The organism is Pseudomonas gebzensis, assembly GCF_034427815.1.
Classification (GTDB): Bacteria; Pseudomonadota; Gammaproteobacteria; order Pseudomonadales; family Pseudomonadaceae; genus Aquipseudomonas.
On sequence record NZ_JAXQNS010000024.1, the window covers coordinates 1 to 1487 of the forward strand.

The 1487-nt window shown below is 45.2% G+C and carries 1 protein-coding gene and 1 pseudogene; both read left to right on the forward strand.

All coding sequences use genetic code 11. The features are described 5' to 3' along the window. Positions 1-438, forward strand: a pseudogene (locus SJI00_RS22285) (hypothetical protein); the annotation flags it as partial. A gap of 11 nt (positions 439-449) precedes the next feature. Beyond that, positions 450-1187, forward strand: a complete 738-nt coding sequence (locus SJI00_RS22290; RefSeq protein ID WP_322463844.1) for a hypothetical protein — start codon at positions 450-452, stop codon at positions 1185-1187. Positions 1188-1487 lie beyond the last annotated feature (300 nt).

Here is a 1487-nt window from a genome sequence, read left to right on the forward strand (position 1 = left end):
CTGCTGCAGCCAGCTTTAACCAGAAAAAGATTAATTCTTAATGACAAGGACATGCACCCAGCGATCAGTAGCTTCTACGATCAATACCTGAATGGAAATTGGGTGAACCCAAAGCTGTTGGGAAAATTACCTGACAGTCCTAAGAAACACCCCAACCAGGCAGATTTCGTTTATAGCAAAAAAGACCAACATCGACTTTGGCAAGTTTGGGTGGAGACATCAGCAGATAACCCGATCTTTGAAATAAATATTGGCTACGCACATGCGTTGGGCTCGAAAATTACTGGCAATGTGTATGCATTCCGTCTGGCGCTTGATGAATGCTCAGGTGAGGCGGACCTACAAGGAAAGCCGCTGGATAAAAATCTGCCTAGCGAGTTCGGAATAGAGCTCAACAGCGCCCGAACCATCACGATAGCTATTCCTCAAGTCAAATAATGGAGATCCACGTGCTAAAAATTTTTCAGCCACCTCAATTACCAAATGATCTTGAATGGAAGTTTCTTGCTGATCCTGAGCTTTGCACTTGGACTATTAGAGCCAGGAACTACAATATACTTATCGCCAACATTGCATTTTTTTTGTACGCAATGATCAGCTTGACTGGCTCACTAGTTTTATATTATGCATTCGAAGGAACAAGTCAGCCATGGCGAGTCTTCTGGTCCGTCTTGATTTTCGTGACAACGCTATCTTTACCTGTGTCCGGAACCTACCAGCGAATCAATGTCGCTTGTAGAATTACGACTTCTGGAATGGAATACTGCGAATGGAAGAAGAACTTCAGAATAAACCCTAAAATTTTGGGCGGTATAACAATTTTCGTTTCAGTAGCCATTATTTTCCTTGCAGCTAATACGCCTGGGCTTTCGTTCGTCGCCATCTTGGGGCCAGGCGGCATGGGTATTATGGCGTTGATGCAGCTTAACTCACAAAGATTTCAGGAACCGTACAGTGAATACAATCACCTCATATTCGATTGGGAGCAAATTACACAATTAACTATTGCCACAAACAGCGAGGCTATAGCTTTGCAACGTAGCCCTATTATCAATGAAGAACGGCAGACGCTTAGGAACTGCAGTATTTTCTGCGAGAAAGGTCAAAAAGAGGCGGTCGCGGAACTCATCCGCTCTCACCTCTCACCCAACGTGCCGGTCATCAGAGGCAGGGTCAGTTGCGTCTAGGCACTGAATAGTGCTTCAGGACTGATTCTACTAACAGTGCAACACAGTGCCATAGCGTCACATTAGTCCGTCGCTAAAGCGCTGTTCTGGGAAGCTGCGAATTGAGCAGTGCTTGGAGCGTTGATGACAACTTCTGAGGCTTGGCAAATATTTGAGGATCTTGATGCTGTAACTAGCTCTGAAGAGAGTCTTTTTCTCAAGACCAAACTCGGTGTTGTTCTAGGCATGTCGATCTTCGCGGGCGTTCAGTTCCTAAGCCTATTGCTGGAAATTTCGCATGGTTTTGCATGGGTGATGTCT